Annotated in this window: 1 protein-coding gene; it reads left to right on the forward strand. The window is 67.3% G+C overall.

The window, feature by feature from the left end:
* Nucleotides 1-70: 70 nt before the first annotated feature.
* Nucleotides 71-1,287, forward strand: a protein-coding gene (locus tag PV682_RS44045; RefSeq protein WP_319738589.1) for an IS3 family transposase whose coding sequence is annotated in 2 segments (ribosomal slippage) — nt 71-386 and nt 386-1,287 — 1,218 coding nt in all. Because the reading frame shifts where the segments join, the coding sequence is not laid out codon by codon here.
* Nucleotides 1,288-1,320: the final 33 nt, after the last annotated feature.

Raw genomic sequence — 1,320 nt, forward strand, 5'->3', positions numbered from 1 at the left:
GGGCCTTTCCCCTTGGGCGTGGACACCTTGGACACTGGACCTTGAGGGTCCAGAGGAAGAGATGTCACGCATGGTGATGAAGGTGTATTCGGCGGAGTTCAAGGCGGACGCTGTCGCGCTGTACCTGTCGGACCCGAAGAACACGTTCGAGGGCGTCGGCAAGGACCTGGGGATCAGCCGGGAGACGCTGCGGAACTGGGTGCGGACCGAGCGGGCCCGCAAGGGCCACGCGGCGGGCACCAGCGGCTCGCCACGGGCGGCACAGACTGCCGAGGTAACCTCCGGCGATGTGCTGAAAGAAGAGAACAAGCAGCTCAGGGCCCGGATCAGGGAGCTGGAAACCGAACGGGAGATCCTGCGGAGGGCCGCGAAGTATTTCGCCGGCGAGACCAACTGGTGAGCCGTTTCCAGTTCGTTGATGATCATCGCGGCGCGTTCGGCGTCAAGCGGCTGTGCCGGGTGCTGGAGGTCTCCCGGTCCGGGTTCTACCGGTGGCTGAAGGCCGCCCCGGCCCGCCTGGCGCGGGCCAGGGACGATGCCCGGCTGGCACGGCGGATACGGGAGATCCACAGGGAGTCCGACGGCACCTACGGCATCCCGCGCATCACGGCCGAACTGAAGGCCGCCGGGATCGGCGTCAACCACAAGCGGGTCGAGCGGGTGATGCGCCGCATCGGCGTCCAGGGCGTGCACCTGCGCAAGAAGGTCCGCACCACGGTCCCCGAGCCGGAAGCGGCCCGGGTGCCGGACCTGCTGCGGCGGGACTTCACCGCGAGCGAGCCGAACACCAAGTACGTCGGCGACATCACGTACCTGCCCGTCGGAGATGGCCAATTCCTCTATCTGGCAACGGTGTTGGACCTGCATTCCAGGCGACTCGCGGGCTGGTCGATCGCCGACCACATGCGTACCGAGCTGGTCACCGACGCGCTCGAAGCCGCCGCCCACACCCGGGGCGGCAGCCTCGACGGGGCGATCTTCCACAGCGACAACGGAGCGCAGTACGCATCGAAGGAGTTCGCGAAGGTGTGCCGTCGGCTCGGCGTGATCCGCTCGCGCGGAGCGGTCGGTACCAGCGCGGACAACGCCGCCGCGGAGAGCTTCAACGCGACCCTGAAAAGGGAGACTCTGCAAGGGAAGAAACGCTGGTCAGGAGCGCGTGAGGCCCGTCTCGCAGTGTTCCGGTGGGTCACCCGCTACAACACCAGACGCAGGCACTCGGGGCTGGGCTACATCAGCCCCATCGCCTTCGAACAGCGATCAGCTACGCTGACCACTGCCGCATAGCAAACGGTGTCCACGCTTCGGGGGAAGGCCCCG

The sequence above is a fragment of the Streptomyces niveiscabiei genome, assembly GCF_033794345.1.
Lineage (GTDB): Bacteria > Actinomycetota > Actinomycetes > Streptomycetales > Streptomycetaceae > Streptomyces > Streptomyces niveiscabiei.